General features: G+C 59.7%; 4 protein-coding genes. 1 reads left to right on the top strand and 3 read right to left on the bottom strand.

Annotation, left to right across the window (positions count from 1 at the left end; all coding sequences use genetic code 11):
- Positions 1-11: 11 nt before the first annotated feature.
- Positions 12-1,454 (bottom strand): sugar porter family MFS transporter, encoded by a 1,443-nt coding sequence (locus tag HOY33_RS06050; protein ID WP_172289300.1) that lies wholly within the window; start codon positions 1,452-1,454, stop codon positions 12-14.
- 947 nt (positions 1,455-2,401) lie between these two features.
- Here HOY33_RS06050 and HOY33_RS06045 point away from each other — a divergent pair.
- Positions 2,402-3,226 (top strand): sugar phosphate isomerase/epimerase, encoded by an 825-nt coding sequence (locus tag HOY33_RS06045; protein WP_172289299.1) that lies wholly within the window; start codon positions 2,402-2,404, stop codon positions 3,224-3,226.
- A 100-nt stretch (positions 3,227-3,326) separates the two neighbouring features.
- Here the strand turns inward: HOY33_RS06045 and HOY33_RS06040 are convergent, their stop codons facing one another.
- Both HOY33_RS06040 and HOY33_RS06035 read right to left on the bottom strand, forming a co-directional pair.
- Entirely contained in the window at positions 3,327-14,522 is an 11,196-nt protein-coding gene (locus tag HOY33_RS06040) for a non-ribosomal peptide synthetase (RefSeq protein WP_172289298.1), read from the bottom strand.
- Entirely contained in the window at positions 14,515-24,075 is a 9,561-nt protein-coding gene (locus HOY33_RS06035) for a non-ribosomal peptide synthetase (RefSeq protein WP_172289297.1), read from the bottom strand. The genes HOY33_RS06040 and HOY33_RS06035 overlap by 8 nt, the downstream gene beginning before the upstream one ends.
- Positions 24,076-24,344 lie beyond the last annotated feature (269 nt).

Here is a 24,344-nt window from a genome sequence, read left to right as displayed (position 1 = left end):
TAATTAAGGGCTTAATTTATTACATCTGTGGTCACAGTGACGTTTGGCTTTTGTTCCCGCCGTACAGAAATCAATTCCTCAATTTTCTCCAGGGCCACACCTTTTGTTTCAGGAACATAGCGGTGTACGAACCACCAGGAGATCAGGCAACAGATGGAGAACAACAGCAGCGGGAATCCGCCATGAAATTTCTCACGTAACCAGGGATGATCATTAATGACGGGGAATATCTGGCTGATGACAAAGTTTGATCCCCACATTGCCGCATAGGCGATTCCCATCCCGACGGCGCGTAAACGGTTAGGCAGGATTTCGCCTATTACGGTCCACGCTATTTGCGCCCAGGTCATACCGAAAATAAACATGAATCCCAATAAACCGATGATCGAGGCATAACCTCTTACGCCGAAATAGAACGTCACGAAAGTCAAAGCAAGGCAGAAAAACGTACCGCAGGAGCCGATAAGTAATAAAATTCGGCGGCCATAGCGGTCAACCAACGTCATCCCGACTAATACGCCAATAAATTGCAAACCCGCCAGCCAGGTCACCATATACATAGCTTCCTGCATATTTCCCGTCACATTCATTAACAGCGTCGGCCCAAAATACTGAATAACATTAATTCCGGTAAGTTGATTAAACATGGCAATCATGACAGCGATGATAATAAATGAAGTGCCTTTGCGATGAATCCCACGCCCTGACAGACCGGCATTTTCGGCGGATGGCGCTTTGGTAATGAATGACTCTTTAATCTCCTGCAAAACATGACGGGCATGTTCTTGGTTCGAGATTCGCGTCAACGTGTGAAGCGCCGCGCTGTCTCGTCCCTTCATGACATTCCAACGAGGAGACTCGGGAATAAAACCGACAAACAACAGAAATAAAATGCAGGGAATAATGCCGATGGCCAGCATGTAACGCCAGCCGAGATCTATTATCCATGACTCTTCAGCGTTTCTGACAATTAAGTAGTTGACGATTAAAACCAGAACCTGACCACCGACAAAACAGATCATATTCATGGTTACGACGCGCCCGCGATAATCCCTGGGTGCGACTTCCGTCATATAAATGGGCGATACGACCGACGCCAGACCTATACCGAACCCTCCCAGGATCCGGAAGATAATAAAGAGAGTAAATGTCGTCGCCAGCGCCATGCCTAAAACCGACACCATCATTAAAAAAACGGTAATAATCAACGCCGCTTTCCGGCCATAGCGATCGGCCAATTTACCGGCCAGATAAGCGCCGACAACACAACCGATAACAATACTGGAAACGGCCCATCCCGTTTCAGAGGACGTTAAACTAAAATGCTTGTTTAATGGTTCAATAACGCCTGAAATAACCGATGTATCATAACCTTGCAACAGCCCCCCCAATGCAGCAACGCTACATATCAGCAGGACATATGCAAGATTATGTTTCTTTTCCCCACTATTCATAATAGTACCCTTATGTACGCCGCATACAGGCTTATGAAAAATATTCCATCACCGATGTATGTTAGGATTTGAATGAAATTGATTAAAAAAACAAACATTAACTTGTATTATTCTAAATAAATGCAAAACAGATGATTTCAGGAAAAAAATCAACCATTTATAATGCGGTTTTATTTTTCCTCAAAACAAAGTCCGGGTAAAAATAGCACCTGCCATATCGGCAAAATAGATAAACCATAATAACTTCGTATTAATTATTGCGTGCTATAAGGTGATCTTTCTTATAAAAGAAAAACCGTTTCATCACCTTTATCCGACCCGCAACATCTACCCCGGCAACACGGCGTTGCTCAGGGATATATGCGCTAGTGTCTTTGACAGAGTATGACCGCCGGTAAACGTGAATACCGTCCGGCATCGGACATCTTTTAACGCGTTCTGAAACGTTTCATACAGAATGACACGAGAGTTCATACCACCATCTCCATCAGCAATTTTGGCGAAATCCACCGGAAAACGTTCTCTTTCCCTGACGCCCGCTCCCCCTGAACGGCAACGGATGACATAACGAATTTCTTTTTTGCTAGTATGAAATAAAAAACCTCCATATCAACAGATAATAAAATTTATTTTTCATTTTGGGAAGGAGATCAAAAAAACAAACAATAATGCCGCTATCTGTTTATCAACCACCGGCGCCTTGATGGATGAAAAACGAAACATAACATCATAAAAAATAAAGACAAAAAAACACGAGTAAAACCATCACTCATATTTCGTGATATAGGTCACATGAAAAAACAAAAAATCAATTTCTATTTCACCCAAAAAATGAAATATTCATTTCCTATAATCCTCTCCAACAACCTTAACCTGATTAATGCTTTGCCAGAGGGGATAGCTAGCTTAATCGGTATTCCCAACTTTTTGATTTGGATGGAGTTAAAATGAAAAAAGCATTACATGGCGTTTCTGTCTGGTATAGCAACGCGGTCACTCAGCTACGGATTGCAAAAGACAGTGGGTTTGATGCGCTGGAAATTTTGCCGGAGCATTTGTTTCGTTATCTGGACAATGGCGGAAGTTTCGAAAACTTCACCCAACTGATGGAGAGCTATGGTATTGAAATCAGTTGCATTAACGCGCTTAAGCGCATTGGGCGATACCAGCCTGCCGAACACGAAGCGTTGATCCAGGAAGCGCGCAAAATTTGTCATGCCGCGCAGATGTTACGCTGCCCGGTAGTGCAAATTATGGCGCTCAACGAACTGGACGACCTCAGTGAAGAAACCCGCAATGAGATCCTGGTGAAGAATATCTCGGAGATCGCTGATATAGCAAAAAGCTATGGCATCAAGCTCCAGATAGAAGTGGTCGCCTTTACCCGCTTTAACAGCCTGAGCCAGGCGCTTGAGATTATTAAACGTGTCGGACGCGATAATGTCGGTTTGGTTATCGATTTCTGGCACCTGCATGCGGGCGGCGCGACGACGCCGGATGAAGTGGCGCGCATGGATGTGAATCTGATATACGGCGTCCACTTCTGCGACGGGCGTGCGGCGCGACCGGGCGAAGTATGGGACGAATGGGTGCAGCGCGATTACCAACCTGGCGAAGGGGATGTGGATATTCCGGCGTGGATAAACGCGGTGCGCGCCACGGGCTATGATGGCGTCTGGTGCCCGGAGCAGTTAAGCCCAACCCACTGGGAAGATGACTTATGGCAAATCGCTAAAGATAATTATCACAGTCTGACCGCATATACCGCTTAGAATGACCAAAGGATCAGGGATAATCATAGGGCCGGAGTCATCCCCCGGCCCTATGCGCGGCGCACTGAACAGTGCCGCCGCAAGATCAAACCGCCTTTATTTATCGCCGTTTCAGCGTATCAGCCAACAACCGAACATAGGGCGCTTTCAGCAGCCTGATATGGTTGCCTGCGCTGTACACGTGTTGTAACTGCGGCAGCAGGGCTTGCCATCCCGCCAGTCGTCGCGCGTCGCTATCATTGGCCAGCACCAGATGAGAGGCGATCGTCGGTAAGGCGGCGGGTTGAAAACCGGTGCGAATATTGGTTGCGAATACCCGGAAAATGTTTGCCAGATCCCCAACCTGCGCTTTCACCGGCAGCAGCCCCCGCGCAATCAGACGCTGGTGCAGCACCGCCAGCCGCTGCGGCTGAGTCAGGGCGGCCAAATCGCTTTCCATTATCCCCAGCGCCTCTCCCTGCATTTCGAAGAGTTCCATCAGCGCCATCAACGCCTGTAGATCCGTGTACTCCCGAGCCACCGGCTCCGGTACATCGGAGTCCGCCAGCGTGAGAGACGCCGGTGAAATGCCCTCAGCCTCCAGTCGCACCGCCAGTTCAAGCGCCACCCAGCCGCCAAACGAGTGTCCCAACAGATGCACCGGGCCTTCCAGCGTATGGCGGCGAAGCGCCCGCAGATAATGCATAGCGGCCGCTTCCACGCCGGCATGGGGCACCGCATCCCCCAACAGGCCGCGGGGTTGCAGTCCCAGCACCGTCCAGTCCGCGTTCAGCGACTGAACCAGATCCATAAAGGCAAAGACATTATCTCCCGCACCGGGGATGCACAACAGGGTCGGGCTGTGGCGTTGGCCCGTCTGTAATGTCATCACCGGATCATCGCCGTTAGAGGATGCCTCGGTATTGGATACCCGCCGCTGGCTCCGCGCCTGAATCGCATCGGAAATCGCCAGTCCTACCTCGCGCACATAAGGTTCGGACACCAGGCTCTTATGATCGCCGGACACCGGTATAAGCTGAATACGGTTCTCCGGCAACACCCGATCCCAGCCGAGGCAACGACCGCCGTCAACCGCCTCATCCTGCGCGACAACGATATCCAGCGCCAGCGGCAGAGTTGGAACCGCGTATTCCACTCGCAGCAGATCCAGCCGGTGGCACAGCCAATTCCGGTAATATGACGGCGACCAGCCTGCCGGCAACATCCCGATTTTCTGACCAAGGGCATAATGATCCCGCCAGTTCCCTTTCCGCGCCACCTCTGCCGCCTCATCGTCGCCGACCATCGCCTCAAGGTCGCCCCGGACGAGGAAAGACAACATATCTTCCTCATCCGTCATGGCAAACAATTCATTCAGGGGAACGATATGCCCGTCCGGCGAGTCCGGCAGCCGGGTATCCAACATGCCCAGAAATTCAACCTGCTGATCCTGCCCCAGAAGCTGCGCGGCAATTTCATAGGCCAGCGTACCGCCAAACGACCAACCCAGCAGCCGATAAGGCCCTTCCGGCTGCGTGGCGCGGATCATGCGCGCATAACGGGCGGCGGCGCCTTGTAATGTCTTGAAAGTAGGCTGATTGCGGTCTGGTGCCGCCAAACCGTAGACCGGAATATCGCTATTGATACAGCTCGTCAGCAGCGGCCCATAAAACAGCTCGCCGCTGGCTTCCGGCACAATAAACAGCGGAGGTTGCGAACCTGAAGAGCGAAACGCTATCGCCTGATCGTGCCTGCCATGAATAAAGCCGGTCTGAAGGCGCGCGGCCAACGCCTGCAACTGCGGCGCGGCGAATAACGTCGCCAGCGCCAGCTCAATGCCCTGTTTACGCACTTCATTGATCAACCGCACCGCCATCAATGAATGGCCGCCCAGCGCAAAGAAGTCATCGTGGCGGCTCACCCGCTCGACGCCCAGCAGGGACTGCCAAACCTCCGCCAGGATCTGTTCCACCTCGCCTTGCGGCGCTTCATAGACCTGATGTATCAACGCCCCGTCATCCGGCTCGGGCAGCGCCTTACGATCCACTTTGCCGTTCGGCGTCAGCGGAATGCTCTCTAGCCTTACATAGGCCGACGGCAGCATATATTCCGGCAGATGAGCCTGAAGCTGAGCTTTCAGGCAAGCAATGGAGACATTCGTTTGCGACGAGGTAAAGTACGCCACCAGACGTTTTTCCTGAGCGGAATCCCCTCGCGCCAGCACCACCGCTTGTTGAACACCGTCAATGGCCTGCAGCGCCGATTCGATCTCTCCCAGTTCGATACGGAAACCGCGAATTTTGACCTGAAAATCATTACGTCCCAGGAATTCGATCGTGCCATCCGCGCGCCAGCGCCCCAGATCGCCGGTTTTATACATGCGGGCCTTTGGTTCGGTGGCGAACGGATCCGCCAGGAAGCGTTCCGCCGTCTGTGACGCCAGATTCAGATACCCCCGCGCCACTCCGGCGCCGCCAATATGGATCTCGCCGGCGACGCCGACCGGCACCGGCTGATGATAACTATCCAGTAGGTAAGTCGTCGTGTTGGCAATCGGCCGGCCAATCGGCATACTCGCCGCCTGCGGATCGGCATCATTCATGCGGTAAGCCGTGGCAAAGGTGGTGGTTTCGGTCGGGCCATAAACATGCAGGAAGTGCTGCGGCGGCCCGTGGCGTAACACACGACGAATAAAGGCCAAATCCAGCGATTCTCCCCCCACCATCAAATAACGCAGAGCGGGCAGCGCCTCCTGCAAGGTTTCCGCATACTGATTAAACAAGGCAATCGTCATAAACATGACGCTGACCTGCTGACGACGCAGCTCCGCCGCAAAGCGTTCGGCATCCAGCACCAGGTCGCGGCTGAAGATCACCATGCCGCCGCCGTTGAGCAATGTTCCCCATATTTCCATGGTGCTGGCGTCAAATGCCGGGTTGGCGAGACATGCCACGCGGTCATTGGCCTGAAAATCCGCATAGCCGTTATTAAGCGCCAGTTTGACCACGTTGCGATGTTCCACCATCACGCCTTTGGGTTGGCCGGTAGAACCTGAGGTATACATAATGTAAGCCAGATTCGCGGCGGCGATCCCCTTCCGTGCCGGGTTGCTATTTTCAATGCGACCGTCATCGCGCCGCGGCGTCCGATCCAGATTCAACACAATCATTGCCTGCGGCAGCGTGTCAAACACCCCACGGGTTTGCGAATCGGTAATCAGCACCTCGGGCGCGCTATCTGCCAGAATGAACTGCAAACGTTCCGGCGGATAGCTTGGGTCCAGCGGTACATAAGCGCCGCCGGCCTTGAGCGTCGCCAGCATCGCCACGATCAGTTCACTGCCGCGCTCCAGCGCAATCGCCACCCGGCTATCGGGACGCACGCCCTGTTCGACCAGCCAGTACGCCAGTTGATTGGCCCGAGCGTTCAGTTCGCCATAGCTAACCTGTTGACCGGCATACATTATCGCCAGCGCTTCCGGCTGACGGGCCGCCTGCGCTTCGAACAGCGTATGCAGGCAGCATTCGGACGGATACGCCGCCGCGGTATTATTGAAGTCGACCAGCACCCGTTGGCGTTCGGCGGCCGACAATATCGGCAGCGCCCGCACCGGCTGACGCGGCGCGGCCGCCATGCCGCGCAACAATCTCTGCCAATAATCCAGATAGCGCCGCACCGTGCCGGCATCGAATAACGCGCTGGCATAGCGCAACGCGCCGGTCAACTGACCGTTCGTCTCTCTCAGTTCCAGACTGAGATCAAACTGGGCGGTGGTCGTTTCGTTAACCAGCGGCGACAGCGTCAGTCCGTATAGGTCGAGCGCTTCGTCAGGGGTATTCTGTAGCGCCAGCATCACCTGAAAAACAGGGCTGTGCGACAAACTACGCGCCGGAGCCAGCGCCTCGACCACCTGCTCAAACGGCACATCGGCATGACTTTGCGCCGCCAGCGCCGTGGCTTTAACCTGCGCCAGCAGGGCGTCGGTATCCGGCTGACCGGACAGATCGACCCTCAGCGCCTGGGTATTGACGAACATCCCGATCAGCGGTTCGATCTCACGGCGGTTACGCCCGGCGATCGGCGAACCCATCACGATATCGTCCTGACCGGACAGCCGCCCCATCAGCGCGGCCCAGCCCGCCAACAGGGTCATAAACAGCGTGCAGCCGTGGCGCTGGCTCAGCGCGTTCAGATCCTTCGTCAGCGCCTTGTCCAGCGTGACCGATACGCTGGCGCCCGCATAGCTTTGGGTCTGCGGCCGTGGCCGATCGGTCGGCAGGATCAGACAGTCCGGCGCGCCGCGCAGCTGTTCGACCCAATACCGCTGCTGGGCTTGCAACACCTCACCGCGCAGATGTTGATGCTGCCAGGCGGCATAATCGCCGTACTGGATCGACAACCGCGGCAGCGGATCGGGGCGGCCCTGACTGAACGCCTTATACAGCGCGCGCAGTTCCCGCATAAATACCCCCATCGACCAGCCATCGGCGATGATGTGATGCATCGCCAGCCGCAGCCAGTGCTCTTGCTCGTTTACCCGCACCAGTTGTCCCTGCGCCAGCGGCCCGGTGGTCAGATCGAATTGCGGCGCAAAGGGCGCAAGATCGCCGCTCTCTCCGTTTATATCAATCTTGCTCAACGGAAAGCCGCGATCTTCCGCCTCAATCACCTGCATCGGCTGCTGCCCCCGGCTTTCGAAACGGGTACGCAGCGCCGCGTGACGGGCCACGATGCGATCCAGCGCCCGTTGCAGCGCCGCCGCATCCAGCTTGCCCAGCATCCTTACGCCGCCGGCGATAACATACGCGGCGCTGGCCGCCTCATCCATCTGCGCCAGAAACCACAACCGCTGCTGGGCCAGCGACAGCGGCGGCGTCTCGCCGTCCGGCTGCGGTACAATGGCCGGCAAACTCCCCTGCCGCGCCTCGCCCAGCGCCGCCGCCAACTCGCTGATTACCGGCCGGGCAAACAGCGTCGCCAGCGTCAGTTCGCGATCCAGTTCAGTACGCACCCGCGAAATCAACTGCACCGCCAGCAGCGAATGGCCGCCCAGCGCAAAGAAATTATCGTGACGCCCCACCTTGTCCAGCCCCAGCAGCGATTGCCACAGCGCCGCCAGCGCCTGCTCATCCGCGCCCTGCGGCGCTTCATATGCCTGACGAATAAAGGCTGCTTCATCCGGCGCCGGCAGCGCCTTGCGATCCACCTTGCCGTTTGGCGTCAGCGGAATACGCTCCAGTCTTACATAGGCCGCCGGCACCATATATTCCGGCAGGCGAACGCCAAGTTGGGCTTTTAGCCCCTCAATGGACGTCGCCTGCGTGGCATCGTCGGCGGTGTAGTAGGCCACCAGACGTTTTTCTTCACCCGAAACAGTTACCACCGCTCCACTCACGCCCTCACAGGCCAGCAGCGCCGATTCGATCTCTCCCAGCTCGATGCGGAAACCGCGAATTTTCACCTGAAAATCGTTACGCCCCAGGTATTCGATGGCGCCGTCGGCCAGCCAGCGTCCCAGATCGCCGGTTTTGTACATTCGCGCGTCCGCTTCATCGGCGAACGGATCCGGCAGGAAGCGTTCGGCGGTCAGATCCGCCCGGTTGAGATATCCCCGCGCCACCTGCGCCCCGCCGATATACAACTCGCCGCTAACCCCCATTGGCGCCGGCTGCCCCTCGGCATCCAGGATATATGTGCGGGTATTGGCGATCGGACGGCCGATATGCAGCACCCGGTCGGCGGCGCAGATGCGCCCGGAGGTCGCCACCACCGTATTTTCGGTCGGGCCATAGTTGTTGACCAGCGTGAAGTTCGCACCCTCAGCCGGTCGGCGGTTCAACCGATCCCCGCCCACCAGCAAGGTGCGCAACGTCGGGTGGTTAAGTCCGCGGGCAAAGGCCAGCTCGGCGACGGGCGTCGGCAAAAAGCCCACATTGATCGGTTGCGCCGCCCACCAATCCAGCAGTTGCCCGGGATCACGGGACACCGCCGGTGACGGCAGCAGCAGACGCGCCCCGACCGACAGCGGCGGCCAGATTTCCCACACCGCGGCATCAAAGCCCAGCCCCGCCACGCAGGATGCGGCGTCCTGCGCCCGCAGGCCAAAGGCCTGACAGTGCCAGCGCACCAGGTTGACGACGCCCCGATGCTCGACCATCACCCCTTTGGGTTGGCCGGTCGAGCCGGAGGTATAGATAATGTAGGCCAGATGACGCGGCGTCAGCCCCAGCCGCGGCGGCGCGATATTGTCCCGCGCGCAGTCGGCCCACGGACACGCCCCGGCGTCGATAGCGATCAGTTGCGTTTCCGGCGGCAGCGCGCCCAATCGAGTTCGCGTCGCGCGGCTGGCGATCATCACCTGCGGCGCGCTGTCCGCCACCATATAGGCCAGCCGCTCCGGCGGCACGCCCGGATCCAGCGGCACATAGGCGCCGCCGGCCTTAAGCGTCGCCAGCATCGCCACGATCAGTTCACTGCTGCGTTCCAACACAATCGCCACCCGGCTGTCCGGGCGCACGCCCTGTTCAATCAGCCAGTGCGCCAGTTGATTCGCCCGGGCGTTCAGTTCGCCATAGCTCAGCCGCCGGTCGTCACAGATCAGCGCCAGCGCCTCCGGCTGTTGCGCGGCCTGCGCTTCGAACAGCGTATGCAGGCAGCATTCGGGCGGGTACGCCATCGCAGTATTGTTGACGTCGACCAGCACCTGTTGGCGTTCGGCGGCCGACAATATCGGCAGCGCCCGCACCGGCTGATGCGGCGCGGCCGCCATGCCGCGCAACAGTCTCTGCCAGTAATCCAGATAGCGCCGCACCGTTCCGGCATCAAACAGCGCGCTGGCGTAAAATACGCTCCCCTTGAGCTGACCATCCGTTTCACTCAGTTCCAGACTAAGATCAAAGTGTGACACTGTCACCTCTTCGGACAACGCAGACAAGGTCAGTCCCGGCAGATTAAAAACGCGGTCGGGGGTATTCTGCAACGCCAGCATCACCTGAAAAATAGGGCTATGGGACAGGCTGCGGGTAGGTGCCAGCGCTTCGACCACCTGCTCAAACGGGATATCGGCATGACTTTGCGCCGCCAGCGCCGTGGCTTTAACCTGCGCCAGCAGGGCGTCGGTGTCCGGCTGCTCGGAGAGATCAATCCTCAGCGCCAGCGTGTTGACGAACATCCCGATCAGCGGTTCGATCTCACGGCGGTTACGCCCGGCGATCGGCGAACCCATCACGATATCGTCCTGCCCGGACAGCCGCCCCATCAGCGCGCCCCAGCCGGCCAGCAGGGTCATAAACAGCGTGCAGCCGTGGCGCTGGCTTAGCGCCTTCAGTTCGGCCGTCAGTTTCGTATCCAACGTGACCGATACGCTGCCGCCCGCATAGCTTTGGGTCTGCGGCCGCGGCCGATCGGTCGGCAGGGTCAGACAGTCCGGCGCGCCGCGCAGCTGTTCCACCCAATACTGCCGCTGGGTGTGCAATACCTCCCCGCGCAGGTGCTGATGCTGCCAGACGGCATAATCGCCGTACTGAATCGGCAACCGCGGCAGCGGATCGAGGCGGCCCTGACTAAACGCCGCATACAGCGCGCGCAGTTCCTGCATAAACACGCCTATCGACCAGCCATCGGCGATGATGTGGTGCATCGCCAGCCGCAGCCAGTGCTCTTGCGCGTTTACCCGCACCAATTGTCCCTGCGCCAGCGGCCCGGTGGTCAACTCAAACCTCGGCGCAAAGGGCGGCAGATTATCCATTTGCCCCCCGGCATCCAGCCAGCTCAGCGGGAAGCCGCGATCTTCCGCCTCAATCACCTGCACCGGCACCCCGTGTCGGTTCTCGATATGGGTACGCAGCGCGGCGTGACGGGCCACAATACGATCCAGCGCCTGTTGCAACGCGGTTATATCCAGCTCACCCAGCATCCGTACGCCGCCGGCGATAACATACGCGGCGCTGGCCGCCTCATCCATCTGCGCCAGAAACCACAGCCGCTGCTGGGCCAGCGACAATGGCGGTGCCTCACCCGTCGGCTGCGATACAATGGCCGGCAGACTCTCCTGCCGCGCCTTCCCCAGCGCCGCCGCCAGATCGCTGAGCGCCGGCCGGGCAAACAGCGTCGTCAGCGCCAGCTCGCGATTCAGTTCGCTGCGCACCCGGGAAATCAGTTGTACCGCCAGCAGCGAATGGCCGCCCAGGGCAAAGAAATTGTCGTGACGACCGACCTTGTCCACGCCCAACAACGATTGCCACAGCGCCGCCAGCGCCTGCTCATCCGCGCCTTGCGGCGCTTGGTAAATCTGACGGGCAAAGGCCGCTTCATCCGGCGCCGGCAATGCCTTGCGGTTCACCTTGCCGTTTGGCGTCAGCGGAATACGCTCCAGCCTCACATAAGCCGCCGGCACCATATATTCCGGCAATCGAGCGCCAAGCTGTGTCTTCAGCGTTTCGACGGAGAGATTATGCTCGCCGTCAGCAACATAGTAGGCCACCAGACGTTTATCCTGCGTCTGCGAGGGCGCGCCGACGGCGGCGACCACCGCCTCCCGCACACCGTCGCAGGCCAATAGCGCCGACTCGATCTCACCCAGTTCAATGCGAAAGCCGCGAATTTTCACCTGAAAATCGTTGCGGCCCAGGTATTCGATGGCGCCGTCGGCCAGCCTGCGTCCCAGATCGCCGGTTTTGTACATCCGCGCATCCGCTTCATCGGCGAACGGATCCGGCAGGAAGCGTTCGGCGGTCAGCTGCGGCCGATTAAGATAACCGCGCGTCACCCCGGCGCCGGCAATATAAATTTCACCCGCAACGCCCACCGGCACCGGCGAGTGCTGCGCATCCAGCAGGTACACCTGCGTATTGGCGATCGGCCGGCCAATCAATATCGGTTCGTCCGCGTCGTCGATGCGCCAGGTGGTGGACCATACGGTGGTTTCCGTCGGGCCATACATATTCCACAGTTCGCCCACCCGCGCCAGCAGCGCCGCCGCCAGCCCCTGCGGGAAGGACTCTCCGCCGATCAGGGCTTTCAACCCCGGCACCCCGCGCCAGCCGGATTCGATCAGCAGTTTCCACGTCGCCGGGGTAGCCTGAAACAGGGAAATCGCCTGCTGGCACAGATAGTTTCCCAAACGCTCGCCGTCCCGGCGTAGCGCGTCGCTCGCCAGATGCAGTTGCGCGCCGCTAATCAACGGCAGGTAGATTTCCAGCACGTGGATGTCGAACGAAATGGTGGTTACCGCCAGCAGACGCGCCTCCGGCGTCACCTTATGCTGACGCTGCTGGCACAGCAGGAAGTTCACCGCCGCCTGATGATGAACCATCACGCCTTTGGGCTGACCGGTTGATCCGGAAGTGTAGATCACGTAGGCCAGATGGCGCGCCGTCAGCCCCAGCGTGGCCGCCGCGATATCCGTGGCGGGGCACTGTATCCAGGGGCGGACGTCGCTATCCAGTTCGACCGTGGAGAGAGAGTCCGGCATCGCGCCCAGCCTGTCCCGCATCGCCCGCGTAGCGATCAGCACGTTGGGCGCGCTGTCCCGCAGCATGTAGATCAGCCGCTCCTGCGGGATATCCGGATCGAACGGCACATAGGCGCCGCCCGCCTTGAGCGTCGCCAGCATCGCCACGACCATTTCACTGCCGCGCGCCAGCGCAATCGCCACCCGGCTGTCCGGACGTACGCCCAGTTCGACCAGCCAGTGCGCCAGTTGGTTGGCGCGCGCGTTAAGGTCGCCATAGCTTAGCGGCTGGTCGTCATACACCACCGCCACCGCGTCCGGACAGGCTTTCGCCTGCCGTTCGAACAGCGTATGTATACAGCATTCGACCGGGTATGCCGCCTGCGTATGGTTGAAATCATAAAGCACCTGCCGCCGTTCAGCGTCCGAAAACATCGGCAAGCTCTGCACCGGCTGGAGAGGATCGGCCGCCATGCCGCGCAACAATCGCAGCCAGTAATTCAGATAACGCTGTACGGTGGCTTCATCGAACAGTGAGGTGGCATAGAATAATGTCCCCGCAAGCTGTTCCCCTGTTTCCGCCAACGACAGACTCAGATCAAACTGGGAGGTCGCCGCCTTGCCGGTCACTGGCGATATCGTCAATCCGGGCAGTTCAAACGTATCGTCAGGGGTGTTCTGTAGCGCCAGCATCACCTGAAAAATAGGGCTATGGGACAGACTGCGGCTGGGAGCCAGCGCTTCAACCACCTGTTCAAACGGCATATCGGCATGACGTTGCGCCGCCAGCGCCGTGGCTCTGACCTGCGCCAGCAGCGCATCGGTATTCGGCCGGCCGGACATATCGACCCTCAGCGCCTGGGTGTTGACGAACATGCCGATCAGCGATTCGATTTCACGGCGGTTACGTCCGGCGATCGGGGTGCCGATGACCACGTCGTCCTGACCGGACAGCCGGCTCATCAGCGCCGCCCAGCCGGCCAGCAACGTCATAAACAGCGTACAGCCGTGGCGCTGCCCCAGCGCTTTCAGCCCGGCCGTCAGCGTCTTGTCCAGCGTGACCGGTACGCCGGCGCCGCGGTAATCCTGCGTTTGCGGCCGCGGCCGATCGCCCGGCAGGGTCAGACACGCCGGTATGCCGCGCAGTTGCTGCGCCCAATAGGCCTGCTGCTCCTGTAGCGCCGCGCCCCGCAGGTGTTGATGCTGCCAGGCGGCATAATCGGCATACTGGATATTCAGCGCCGGCAAGGGGTCGGGCAGCCCCTGACTGAACGCCGCATACAGGGCGCCCAGTTCCTGCATAAACACGCCTATCGACCAGCCGTCGGCAATAATGTGATGCATGGCGATGCGCAGCAAATGGACTTCTTCGGCCACGCGAACCAGTTGCCCGCCAATCAACGGGCCGTGTTCCAGATCGAAGCGGGGAGAAAAACGCGGCTCGACGTCGGTGGGCTCCTGTAATTCCCGATAATCCAGGATAAATCCGCTGTCGGCGCGGTCAATCCGTTGCAGCGGCGTTCCGCGCGCGTTGATAAAACGCGTGCGCAATATTTCGTGACGGTCGATCATGCGATCGAGCGCGGCGCGCAGCGCGGCGACGTCCAGCCGCCCCTTGAGCTGAAACGCGCCGCCCAGAATATAGGCATCCGTGCTGCTGTCTTCCATTTGCGCCAGAAACCACAGCCGACGCTGCGCGAAGGCCAGCGGCTCCCCCTCGGGGGAGCGGGCGGCGGGTTGAATGATTTGACTATGTCGATCGGTTTTACGCTTCAGCCCTTTCGATTTTGCCAACTCAAGTAGTCTGGCTTTTTCCTCTCTGGACAATGCGTTAATGGTTATTTGATTTTCATCCCTGTTATGCATGGTTTTCTCCTTCCAACGATCCTGCGATCTCCAGCAGATCGGTGATATCAAATTGCTCGATGCTGATATCCACCACCCGTTCGCTAAACGCGCTCAGACTCGGATAAGCGAATAATTCGGCCAATGGGACTTCAACTTCCAGTTCGAGGCGAATGCGAGAAATCAATTGCACCGCCAGCAAGGAGTGGCCGCCCAGCGCGAAAAAATTATCGTGGCGGCCGAGGCGATCCACATTCAGCAGCGACTGCCAGATAACCGCGATCGCCTGTTCCATTTCCCCTTCCGGCGCTTGGTATGCCATGCGCGCAAAAGCCGAGTCATCCGGCTCAGGCAGCGCCTGACGATTCACTTTGCCGTTCGGGGTCAGCGGGAAAGCCGCCAGCGATACCCAGGCGGACGGCACCATATAATCAGGCAGCCGATCCGCCACATGGGCGCGTAATGCATCGACGCCGGCCGGCCCCTGATAGTACGCCACCAGACGCGTCTCGCCCGCCGTCGCCTCACGCGCCACAACCAGCGCCTCTTCAACCCCCTGATGAGCGCGCATGCAGGTTTCGATCTCCCCCGGCTCAATACGGAAACCGCGAATTTTCACCTGAAAGTCATTGCGACCGAGATAGTCGATGGCGCCATCAGCCAGCCAGCGTCCCAGATCGCCCGTTTTGTACATTCGGGCCTGCGGCCGATCGGCGAATGGATCGGGCAGAAAACGTTCGGCGGTCAGTTCCGGAAGATTCAGGTAGCCACGCGCCAGGCCGACGCCGCCGATATGGATCTCGCCTGCCACCCCTATCGGCACCGGTTCACCCTGCGCATCGAGAATGTAAATCCGGGCGTTGGCGATCGGACGGCCAATCGACGGCAACGCCGACCAGTCAGACACCGCCTCTGGACAGATATACTCGGTCGTCACATGGGTCTCCGCCGGCCCATACTGATTGTGAAGCCGGGACTGGGGAGAACCGGCGAACAACGCACGGATCTCTGCGCTGGCGCGCAGCGTTTCACCGCTGGTGATGACCTCGGCAATCGGCAGCGCCGGTTGTTGTTCCTGCTTCTCCCGGGCCAGCGCTTGCAAGAGCGCCGGGGGAATGAAAGCGCGTGCGATGGAGCGATCGTTCAGAAAGCGCGCAAGACGCGTCATATCGAGTCGGGTTTCGCTCGCCACCATCTCCAGCACACCGCCTCCCGCCAGCGAGCTGAGCATCTCCTGAAATGCGACGTCAAAGCCGAAGGAGGCGAATTGCAGCGTGGATACCGTCGGTCTGCGATTCTGCCAGTGGATCAGATTCACCAATGGCGCATGCGGCATGGCGATCCCTTTGGGACGCCCTGTCGAACCGGAAGTGTAAATCACATAGGCCAGATGCTGTGGAGTCAACCCGATGGCCCGTGGGTCCGGATCGCCGGCGGGCTGGTCGGCCCATCGGGCGGCGTCCGCCTCCAGATCAAAGGCGGGCGGCATGGCGCAACATCCCGCCAGCACCGACCGCCCCATGCCGTCGATCAGTACCGCCATCGGCGCGCTGTCCTTGAGCATGTAAGCCAGACGTTCGCGAGGGTAGATAGGGTCCAGCGGCACATAGGCACCGCCCGCCTTGAGGATCCCCAACAGCGCCACCACCATGTTGAGGCTGCGCGCCATACAGATCGCCACCCGATCATCAGGACGAATCCCCTGTGCGATCAGCCAGTGCGCCAGTTGATTCGCCCGGGCGTTCAGTTCGCCATAGCTCAGCCGCCGCTCTTCGCAGACAACGGCCACCGCATCCGGCTGTTGGACAACCCGGGCTTCGAACAGCGCAGGCAGGCAACATTCGGATGGATACGCCGCCGCGGTATTATTGAAGTCGACCAGCACCTGTTGGCGTTCGGCGGCCGACAGTATCGGCAGCGCCCGCACCGGCTGACGCGGCGCGGCCGCCATGCCGCGCAACAGGCTTTGCCAGTAATCCAGATAACGCCGCACCGTGCCGGCGTCGAATAGCGCGGTAGCGTAATACAACGTGCCTGCCAACTGACCATTCGTCTCTCTCAGTTCCAGATTGAGATCGAACTGGCACGTCGCCGTCTCGTTAGGCAGAGGAGACAACCTCAGACCCGGCAGTTCAAAGGCGTTGTCGGGCATGTTATGCAGCGCCAGCATCACCTGAAACAGCGGGCTATACGACAGGCTGCGGGTTGGCGACAGCGCCTCGACCACCTGCTCAAACGGGATATCGGCATGACTTTGCGCCGCCAGCGCCGTGGCTTTAACCTGCGCCAGCAGGGCGTCGGTGTCCGGCTGACCGGACAGGTCGACCCTCAGCGCCTGGGTATTGACGAACATCCCGATCAGCGGTTCGATCTCACGGCGGTTACGCCCGGCGATCGGCGAACCCATCACAATATCGTCCTGACCGGACAGCCGCCCCATCAGCGCGGCCCAGCCGGCCAACAAGGTCATAAACAGCGTGCAGCCGTGGCGCTGGCTTAACGCGTTCAGATCCTTCGTCAGCGCCTTATCCAGCGTGATCGCCATATGCGCGCCGGCGTAGTTTTGTACCGCCGGTCGTGGCCGATCGGTCGGCAAGGTCAGACAGTCCGGCGCGCCGCGCAATTGCTCTGTCCAGTATTGCTGCTGAGCCTGCAACGCCTTACCGCGCAGGTGCTGATGCTGCCAGGCGGCATAATCGCCGTATTGGATCGACAAAGCGGGTAATGGGTCGCTCTGGTTTTGGCTGAAAGCGTCATATAACGCGCTTAATTCCCGCATAAACACGCCTATCGACCAGCCATCGGCGATAATATGGTGCATCGCCAGCCGCAGCCAGTGCTCTTGCGCGTTTACCCGCACCAGTTGTCCCTGCGCCAGCGGCCCGGTGGTCAGATCGAATCGCGGTGCAAAGGGCGCAAGATCGCTGCTCTCTCCGTTTATATCAATCCTGCTTAGCGGGAAGCCGCGATCTTCCGCCTCAATCGCCTGCACCGGCACCCCGTGTCGGTTCTCAATATGGGTACGCAGCGCGGCGTGACGAGCCACGATGCGATCCAGCGCCCGTTGCAGCGCCGCCGCATCCAGCTTGCCCAGCATCCTTACGCCGCCGGCGATAACATACGCGGCGCTGGCCGCCTCATCCATCTGCGCCAGAAACCACAGCCGCTGCTGGGCCAGCGACAGCGGCGGCGTCTCGCCGTCCGGCTGCGGTACAATGGCCGGCAAACTACCCTGCCGCGCCTCGCCCAGCGCCGCCGCCAACTCGCTGAGCGCCGGCCGGGCAAACAGCGTCGCCAGCGTCAGTTCGCGATCCAGTTCAGTACGCACCCGCGAAATCAACTGCACCGCCAGCAGCGAATGGCCGCCCAGCGCAAAGAAATTATCGTGACGCCCCACCTTGTCCAGCCCCAGCAGCGATTGCCACAGCGCCGCCAGCGCCTGCTCATCCGCGCCCTGCGGCGCTTCATATGCCTGACGAATAAAGGCTGCTTCATCCGGCGCCGGCAGCGCCTTGCGATCCACCTTGCCGTTTGGCGTCAGCGGAATACGCTCCAGTCTTACATAGGCCGCCGGCACCATATATTCCGGCAGGCGAACGCCAAGTTGGGCTTTTAGCCCCTCAATGGACGTCGCCTGCGTGGCATCGTCGGCGGTGTAGTAGGCCACCAGACGTTTTTCTTCACCCGAAACAGTTACCACCGCTCCACTCACGCCCTCACAGGCCAGCAGCGCCGATTCGATCTCTCCCAGCTCGATGCGGAAACCGCGAATTTTCACCTGAAAATCGTTACGCCCCAGGTATTCGATGGCGCCGTCGGCCAGCCAGCGTCCCAGATCGCCGGTTTTGTACATTCGCGCGTCCGCTTCATCGGCGAACGGATCCGGCAGGAAGCGTTCGGCGGTCAGATCCGCCCGGTTGAGATATCCCCGCGCCACCTGCGCCCCGCCGATATACAACTCGCCGCTAACCCCCATTGGCGCCGGCTGCCCCTCGGCATCCAGGATATATGTGCGGGTATTGGCGATCGGACGGCCGATATGCAGCACCCGGTCGGCGGCGCAGATGCGCCCGGAGGTCGCCACCACCGTATTTTCGGTCGGGCCATAGTTGTTGACCAGCGTGAAGTTCGCACCCTCAGCCGGTCGGCGGTTCAACCGATCCCCGCCCACCAGCAAGGTGCGCAACGTCGGGTGGTTAAGTCCGCGGGCAAAGGCCAGCTCGGCGACGGGCGTCGGCAAAAAGCCCACATTGATCGGTTGCGCCGCCCACCAATCCAGCAGTTGCCCGGGATCACGGGACACCGCCGGTGACGGCAGCAGCAGACGCGCCCCGACCGACAGCGGCGGCCAGATTTCCCACACCGCGGCATCAAAGCCCAGCCCCGCCACGCAGGATGCGGCGTCCTGCGCCCGCAGGCCAAAGGCCTGACAGTGCCAGCGCACCAGGTTGACGACGCCCCGATGCTCGACCATCACCCCTTTGGGTTGGCCGGTCGAGCCGGAGGTATAGATAATGTAGGCCAGATGACGCGGCGTCAGCCCCAGCCGCGGCGGCGCGATATTGTCCCGCGCGCAGTCGGCCCACGGACACGCCCCGGCGTCGATAGCGATCAGTTGCGTTTCCGGCGGCAGCGCGCCCAATCGAGTTCGCGTCGCGCGGCTGGCGATCATCACCTGCGGCGCGCTGTCCGCCACCATATAGGCCAGCCGCTCCGGCGGCACGCCCGGATCCAGCGGCACATAGGCGCCGCCGGCCTTAAGCGTCGCCAGCATCGCCACGATCAGTTCACTGCTGCGTTCCAACACAATCGCCACCCGGCTGTCCGGGCGCACGCCCTGTTCAATCAGCCAGTGCGCCAGTTGATTCGCCCGGGCGTTCAGTTCGCTATAGCTCAGCCGCCGGTCGTCACAGATCAGCGCCAGCGCCTCCGGCTGTTGCGCGGCCTGCGCTTCGAACAGCGTATGCAGGCAGCATTCGGGCAGGTACGCCATCGCAGTATTGTTGACGTCGACCAGCACCCGTTGGCGTTCGGCGGCCGACAATATCGGCAGCGCCCGCACCGGCTGATGCGGCGCGGCCGCCATGCCGCGCAACAGTCTCTGCCAGTAATCCAGATAGCTCCGCACCGTATTTTCATCAAATAGCGCGGTGGCGTAGTACAGCGTTCCCTCAAGTTGCCCGGCCACCTCTTGCAGATCCAAACTGAGATCAAACTGGGAGGTCGTTATCTCACCGGCATGTATAGACAGCGTCAGCCCCGGCAGTTCAAGCGCGTTACCAGCGGTATTCTGCAACGCCAGCATCACCTGAAACAGCGGGCTGTGCGACAGGCTGCGGGTAGGCGACAGCGCTTCGACCACCTGCTCAAACGGGATATCGGCATGACTCTGCGCCGCCAGCGCCGTGGCTTTAACCTGCGCCAGCAGGGCGTCGGTGTCCGGCTGCTCGGAGAGATCAATCCTCAGCGCCAGCGTGTTGACGAACATCCCGATCAGCGGTTCGATCTCACGACGGTTACGCCCGGCGATCGGCGAACCCATCACGATATCGTCCTGCCCGGACAGCCGCCCCATCAGCGCGCCCCAGCCGGCCAGCAGGGTCATAAACAGCGTACAGCCGTGACGCTGGCTTAGCGCGTTCAGATCCTTTGTCAGCGTCTTGTCCAGCGTGACCGATACGCCGGCGCCCGCATAGCTTTGGGTCTGCGGCCGCGGCCGATCGGTCGGCAGGGTCAGACAGTCCGGCGCGCCGCGCAGCTGTTCCACCCAATACTGCCGCTGGCTGTGCAATACCTCCCCGCGCAGGTGCTGATGCTGCCAGGCGGCATAATCGCCGTATTGGATCGACAAAGTGGGTAAAGGGTCGTTCTGGTCTTGGCTAAGAGCACCATATAACGCGCTGAATTCCCGCATAAACACGCCTAACGACCAGCCATCGGCGATGATGTGGTGCATCGCCAGCCGTAGCCGATGCTCTTGCGCGTTTACCCGCACCAGTTGTCCCTGCGCCAGCGGCCCGGTGGTCAGATCGAACGTCGGCGCAAAGGGCGCAAGATCGCCGTTCTCTCCGTCCATATCAATCCTGCTTAGCGGGAAGCCGCGCTCTTCCGCTTCAATCACCTGCACCGGCACCCCGTTTCGGTTCTCAATATGGGTACGCAGCGCGGCGTGACGGGCCACGATGCGATCCAGCGCCTGTTGCAGCGCCGCCACATCCAGCTTACCCAGCATCCGTACATCGCCGGCGATAACATACGCGGCGCTGGCCGCCTCATCCATCTGCGCCAGAAACCACAGCCGCTGCTGGGCCAGCGACAGCGGCGGCGTCTCGCCGTCCGGCTGCGGTACAATGGCCGGCAGACTCCCCTGCCGCGCCTCCTCCAGCGCCGCCGCCAGATCGCTGAGCGCCGGCCGGGCAAACAGCGTCGCCAGCGTCAGTTCGCGATCCAGTTCAGTGCGCACCCGCGAAATCAACTGCACCGCCAGCAGCGAATGGCCGCCCAGCGCAAAAAAACTGTCGTGACGACCGACCTTGTCCACGCCCAGCAACGATCGCCACAGCGCCGCCAGCGCCTGTTCATCCGCGCTTTGCGGCGCTTCATAAACCTGACGGACAAAGGCCGCTTCATCCGGCGCCGGCAGCGCCTTGCGATCCACCTTGCCGTTGGCGGTCAGCGGTATGTTATCCAGGGCGACATAAGCCGCGGGCACCATATATTCCGGCAAGCGAGCGCCAAGCTGTGTCTTCAGCGTTTCGACGGAGAGATTATGCTCGCCGTCAGCAACATAGTAGGCCACCAGACGTTTATCCTGCGTCTGCGAGGGCGCGCTGACGGCGGCGACCACCGCCTCCCGCACGCCGTCGCAGGCCAGCAGCGCCGACTCGATCTCGCCTAGTTCAATGCGATAGCCGCGGATCTTGACCTGAAAATCGTTACGGCCCAGGTATTCGATGGTGCCGTCGGCCAGCCAGCGCCCCAAATCCCCGCTCTTGTACATGCGGGCATCTGCTTCATCGGCGAACGGATCCGGCAGGAAGCGTTCAGCGGTCAGCTGCGGCCGATTGAGATAACCGCGCGTCACCCCGGCGCCGGCGACATACAGTTCCCCCACTACGCCCAGCGGCAACGGATTACCCTGCGCATCCAGAATATATACCCGCAAATCGGGCAATGGCCGGCCTATCGGGCTTTCTCCCGCTAGTGTCACATCGGCGGCGTCCAGAGAACGATAAGTGGCATGCACCGTCGTCTCGGTAATGCCGTACATATTGATTAACTGCGTGACACTGTCGGCATTCTGCCGATACCAGGGCGCAAGCGTGGCGACCTCCAACGCTTCACCACCGAAAATGACATAGCGCAGGCAATGCGCGTCGCGACTTTCCGCCTGCGCCGCAATCAGCTGGCGGAATACGCTCGGCGTCTGGTTGAGCACCGTCACCTTTTGCCGGCACAGCAACCGATAGAAGTCCTGTGGCGAGCGCGTGGCAGACTGCGGCACCACCACCAGACGAGCGCCATGCAGCAGCGCGCCCCAAATTTCCCAGACCGAGAAATCAAAGGCGTAAGAGTGGAACAGCGTCCAGGTGTCCTGAGGATCGAAGTGGAACCAGTACTGCGTCGACGCCAGCAGACGCGTCACGTTGCGGTGCTCGACCATCACCCCTTTGGGCTGGCCGGTAGAGCCGGAAGTATAAATGATGTAGGCCAGATGGCGCGCCGTCAGCCCCAACGCAGCCGCCGCGATATCCGCGGCGGAGCAGCGCGCCCAGGGTTGGCTGTCGTCGTCCAGCGCAACCAGACTCAGATGATCAGGCAAATCGCCCAGCAGAGGCCGGATCGTCTGGGTGGTGATCAGCGCGTCGGGGGCACTGTCCTGTAACACATACCGCAAGCGCTCTTGCGGATAGCCCGGATCGAGCGGCACATAGGCGCCGCCCGCCTTTAGCGTTGCCAGAATGGCGACCAGCAGGTCACAGCCGCGCGCCAGCGCAATCGCCACCCGGCTGTCCGGACGCACACCCTGCTCAACCAGCCAATGCGCCAGCTGGTTGGCTTTTCCGTTCAATTCGCCATAGCTCAACTGACAATCTTCATAGACCACGGCCACCGCATCGGGACGTACCCGCGCCTGTCGTTCAAACCGTTGGTGGATACAGTCCGGCGACGCATAGACGGTCTGCATTGCATTCCACTGCCTGAGCAGCGCAAGCTCATCGGGCAGCAGCAGCGCGTAATCCCCAATCTGCTTGTCCTGATTATCCGCCGTGGCGGCAAAAAAATGCGCTAAACGACGGAAATGCCAGTCCATATCGTCGCTGCCGTACAGCGCGGCATTCCCACTCAGACACAGTTCCAGACCGCCGCCCGGGCCGCGGTCGAGTACGGTGATGGAGAGGTCGTCCGTGGGGCCGAGGGCCAGGTTATGCACCGTCGCGCCATAACCGCCAAAGGAAAGCTGATCATATTGGAGCGGGATAATATTGATCGCCGTGGCGAACAACATGCCGCGCCCCGCCATCAGATCCAGTTCCGCGTTCAGCGCCTCGCCCCGGTAACGCTGATGCCGGGTCGCGCCATACACATGGCTCTCGGTCTGCCGGAGGCAATCAACCAGCGTGGCAGCGGATGCCAGCTTCAGCCGCAACGGCAGAACGTTGCTGACCATGCCCGGGAAACGCCGCAGCTTACGATTGGACCGGGCCGTTACCGGCAAGCCGAGCAGCAAATCATCCTGTCCGGTCATTCGATACAGGTAGATGGCGATTAACGTAATCAGCAGTTGCGGCAAGGTTGCATCATGCTGACGCGCGACACGGCGCAGCAGATCATCGGTTCGCGCCGGTAAATACTGTTGCTGGCGCACAATATCGGAGCAAACCGCCTGCCTTCCAGCCAGACTGACCGGCGCAGGCCGATCCGCAAGAAGGTCCATCCAGTATCGGCGATCGCGCTGAGCCAGAGACGACGTTTCATAGTCGCTGTCGGCGTCAAGCGCATCCGCCAGCCCGACAAATGTGCAGGCCGGCGGTTCATGGTTTGCGACAAGGGCGGAATAAACCTCGGCCAGGCGGCGAACAAACAACGCCGAGCCGTAACCATCCGTAATCAGATGATGGTCGCAGTGATAGAAAAAGAATCGCTCCGCCGCTGTCTGAATCAGAGCGAAGGAAAAGAGTCTGCCGCATTGCGGCTCGTAAGGTTTATCCAGATCGGCCTGCATCCACTTGGCCGCCGCGCCATCGGGATCGGCGTTCCCACGCAGATCGACTATCGGAAAAGCCCAATCGGGGGTCACACCAACATACTGCCGGGGACCTTGTGCTTCGTTTTTCAGCGTTATCCGCAGGGACTCGGTTTCGGCAACCGTTCTGCGAACGGCGGTTTCAAATATTTTCGGGTCAAGCGAACCCGAAATCTCAAAATATTCGGCAATCTTGAAAACCTTCGCTTTTGCACTGGGGTTAAGGTGCTGGGCAAACCAGATCCCTCGCTGCGCCGCAGACAGTGGAAAAGCGTGTTTATACGAATTGTTTTGCGTATTACGAAAAAATATTTCTTGCTCAGACACAGGATTCAATCCCTATTTATTACATATTTTATTGATATGACAATATTTAATTAATTAGCTTATTATTTATAATATAAAGTTCCAAACCATTCTAAATATTTATATGAGTACATAATCTATTCATCTAATTTATCCGTTTCATCATTCATTTTCGTTTACTTATCCATATAAAAAACAATCAAAAAACTTTTTGATAAAAGCTATCGTCTGAAAATTAAATCCAACGACTGTCATTGCAAACGATTAATAAAACCACAGCGAAAAAAAGC

This window comes from Brenneria sp. hezel4-2-4 (genome assembly GCF_013155275.1).
In the GTDB taxonomy this organism is placed as follows: Bacteria; Pseudomonadota; Gammaproteobacteria; order Enterobacterales; family Enterobacteriaceae; genus Brenneria.
This window is presented reverse-complemented; position numbering and strand designations above follow the sequence as displayed.

Coding starts and splice junctions, on each gene's coding strand:
- HOY33_RS06050 (WP_172289300.1), bottom strand. CDS start 1,454: ATGAATAGTGGGGAAAAGAAACATAATCTTGCATATGTCCTGCTGATA.
- HOY33_RS06045 (WP_172289299.1), top strand. CDS start 2,402: ATGAAAAAAGCATTACATGGCGTTTCTGTCTGGTATAGCAACGCGGTC.
- HOY33_RS06040 (WP_172289298.1), bottom strand. CDS start 14,522: ATGCATAACAGGGATGAAAATCAAATAACCATTAACGCATTGTCCAGA.